3 protein-coding genes are annotated in these 3,338 nt (G+C 45.5%); all 3 read left to right on the forward strand.

Going from position 1 to position 3,338, the window contains the following annotated elements:
- Positions 1 to 506 precede the first annotated feature (506 nt).
- Positions 507 to 1,085, forward strand: a complete 579-nt coding sequence (gene rsxA, locus BCT81_RS18105) for an electron transport complex subunit RsxA (RefSeq protein WP_102425363.1) — start codon at positions 507 to 509, stop codon at positions 1,083 to 1,085.
- 2 nt (positions 1,086 to 1,087) lie between these two features.
- Positions 1,088 to 1,681: an electron transport complex subunit RsxB gene (gene rsxB / locus BCT81_RS18110; RefSeq protein WP_004734040.1), complete on the forward strand. Its 594-nt coding sequence runs from the start codon at positions 1,088 to 1,090 to the stop codon at positions 1,679 to 1,681.
- 7 nt (positions 1,682 to 1,688) lie between these two features.
- The coding region (gene rsxC / locus BCT81_RS18115; RefSeq protein ID WP_102425364.1) for an electron transport complex subunit RsxC at positions 1,689 to 3,338 on the forward strand (1,650 nt) is incomplete at its 3' end.

Below are 3,338 nucleotides of genomic sequence, written 5' to 3' on the forward strand. Positions count from 1 at the left end.
TTCAAATACCAGTAAATGTTACCAATTAATACAAAATTTAAAAAACAATGACAATAAACCTCTTTTGATTTTCATTCTTACTAAAAAAATCCCCTAACGACACGCTCACTAAAGTTTCATTTACAACAAACTAATCTCCGCAGATTAAGTTTTTGCCGATGTCAGGCTCATTTAGGGTAGACGATTTGCCCCTTCCCTCTAATTCCTCATTGGTGAAACCGGTTTCTTAAAAGCTGATACATTCAGTACTCAACAAGAAGACAGTAACCTCGTTAAAGTTGTCAATTCTCAGCTCGAGAAAACCACCTATAGAAGCCCAAATACGTCCGTGATACGTGTGTCATTATCACGCTTTAGAACAACTGATTTGTTGCAATGAGATCTGCTACCCTCTTATTAAGCGTATAAATTTCCATCAGACATACAAAACCACACCGTTCACTGGTTGTTATTAGGTGAGCAAAGCAGGATAATATCGGGATCGGAATCTCAAGAATTAATCCATTATGACCGAATACCTTTTGTTGTTGGTTGGCACAGTGCTGGTCAATAACTTTGTGCTAGTGAAGTTTTTAGGGCTATGTCCTTTCATGGGAGTCTCCAAGAAACTGGAGACTGCGATTGGCATGGGCCTCGCGACGACTTTCGTTCTGACGTTAGCGTCGGTATCTGCATACCTAGTAGAAACCTACATCCTTACTCCTCTGGGTATTGAATACCTGCGTACCATGAGTTTCATTTTGGTTATCGCGGTGGTGGTTCAATTTACGGAAATGGTGGTTCACAAAACCAGCCCGACTCTTTATCGCCTATTGGGGATATTTCTGCCGCTTATCACCACCAACTGTGCGGTATTAGGTGTGGCACTTCTGAACATCAATGAAAACCACAACTTCATTCAGTCGATCATCTATGGTTTCGGCGCAGCGGTTGGTTTCTCTCTTGTATTGATCCTATTTGCTTCGATGCGTGAGCGTATTGCGGTTGCTGATGTTCCAATGCCCTTCAAAGGCGCATCGATTGCGATGATCACAGCAGGCCTAATGTCTCTCGCATTCATGGGCTTTACTGGGTTGGTGAAATAAGCATGAGTACCATTTTAATTGCGATCATTGCGTTAGCTGTTTTAGCCGCTGTTTTTGGCGCTATTTTGGGCTTCGCCTCTATTCGCTTCAAAGTAGAAGCCGATCCTATCGTCGATCAAATCGACACCATTTTACCGCAAACTCAATGTGGCCAGTGTGGCTACCCAGGTTGTCGCCCCTACGCAGAGGCGATTGCTAACGGAGATAAGATCAATAAATGTCCTCCTGGCGGCCAAGCAACCATTGAGAAGCTAGCAGACTTAATGGGCGTAGAAGTTGAAGACTCCGCTCACGACTTAGATAACAAAGTAAAAACTGTTGCCTTCATTCATGAAGATATGTGTATCGGCTGTACTAAATGTATTCAAGCCTGCCCTGTCGACGCCATTGTTGGTGGTACTAAGGCACTACACACAGTAATTAAAGATGAGTGTACTGGTTGTGATCTTTGTGTCGCGCCGTGCCCTACTGACTGTATTGAAATGATTCCAGTGGCAACAACGACTGAAAATTGGAAATGGCAGATGAACATCATTCCTGTTACGGATATCACTAACCAAGCAACTGATGCGACCGCGTCAGAGCCTAAGGCATAGGGTTAGTATGATCTCTTTAATTGAACAAATTCGCACGGGCTCTATTTGGACCTTCCCGGGCGGCGTGCACCCTGCTGAAAACAAGAAACAGTCCAATACCACTGATATCGTTCATGCAAGGCTTCCAGAAGAAATCGTCCTTCCGGTCAAACAGCACATCGGTAAGCCTGGTAACTTATTGGTTGCCGCCGGTGACACAGTACTGAAAGGCCAACAACTAACAGCTCTAGATACTGGTTTTACATTGCCGGTACATGCACCTACATCAGGTGTGATTACTGCTATCGAACCAAGAACTACCGCTCACCCTTCAGGCTTGAGCGAACTCAGTGTGGTCATTAAACCTGATGGCTTAGATGCTTGGATTGAAAGAAATCCCGTTGAAGACTTTTCAACGAAAACCTCAGATGAGCTGCTTGATGTGATTCGCCAAGCCGGTATTTCAGGTATGGGCGGGGCGGGATTCCCTACTGCGAAAAAGCTCCAGTCAGGCCTAGGTCGTACTGATATTCTGATCGTCAACGCAGCTGAGTGTGAACCTTACATCACATCAGATGACAAGTTGCTTCAAGAGCATGCCGAAGAAGTGTTAAAAGGCATTGAGATAGTTGAACACATCCTTCAGCCCAAACTGACCGTGATTGGTATCGAAGACAACAAGCCAGCGGCAATTAAAGCACTTGAGGTTGCCGCGAAAGACAAAGACATCGTCATTCGCGTGATCCCAACTAAATACCCTTCAGGTGGTGAGAAACAGCTAATTAAGATCCTCACCAATAAAGAGGTTCCTGCTGGCGGCATCCCGGCTGACATTGGTGTATTAGTTCAGAACGTTGGCTCTCTCTACTCTATTAAAAGAGCAGTAATCGACGGTGAACCCGTAGTTAACCGCGTCGTGACTTTAACCGGTAAGACTTTTAAGCAACCTCGTAACGTTTGGGCACTATTAGGTACACCTGTACACGAGTTGCTCGAAGAGTTTGGCTATAAAGCAGATAAAAAGCTGCCGCGTTTGATTTTGGGCGGCCCGATGATGGGCTTTACCTTGCCGCATGCCAATGTGCCGATCACTAAAACATCGAACTGTATTTTAGCGCCAACACGTCGTGAAATTGCACCAAGCACTTACGAAATGGAGTGCATTCGATGCAGTGCATGTGCCGAAGCTTGTCCAGCGTCACTGTTACCTCAACAGTTGCAATGGCATGCAAAAGCCAATGAGCTAGACAAGTGTGAAGAGCTAAATATTAAAGACTGTATTGAATGCGGTGCTTGTGCATTTGTCTGCCCAAGCGAAATCCCTCTTGTTCAGTACTATCGCCAAGCAAAAGCTGAAATCAAAACTCGAAAAGATGAAGCCGCTGCTGCAGAGCGCGCCAAGATTCGCTTTGAAGAGAAGAACGCTCGTATGGAGCGTGATAAAGCAGAGCGTGAAAACCGCTTTAAGAAAGCTGCAGATAACCGCCGTAAAGATATGAAAACATCTGGCGGTGATGATGCTATTGCTGCTGCTATTGCTCGTGTTAAAGCGCAAAAAGCTGCTGCGGAGCAGGCTCCGAATGAAGAGCCAGCAGTAAAACCTGCGGTTGCTGCCGCTATTGCAAAGGCAAAAGCGAAACAAGCTGCAGCTCGGAAAGCAGAAGGCGCTGAACCAGAC

Source organism: Vibrio sp. 10N.261.52.A1 (assembly GCF_002876325.1).
Classification (GTDB): domain Bacteria; phylum Pseudomonadota; class Gammaproteobacteria; order Enterobacterales; family Vibrionaceae; genus Vibrio; species Vibrio chagasii.

Coding starts and splice junctions, on each gene's coding strand:
- rsxA (WP_102425363.1), top strand. CDS start 507: ATGACCGAATACCTTTTGTTGTTGGTTGGCACAGTGCTGGTCAATAAC.
- rsxB (WP_004734040.1), top strand. CDS start 1,088: ATGAGTACCATTTTAATTGCGATCATTGCGTTAGCTGTTTTAGCCGCT.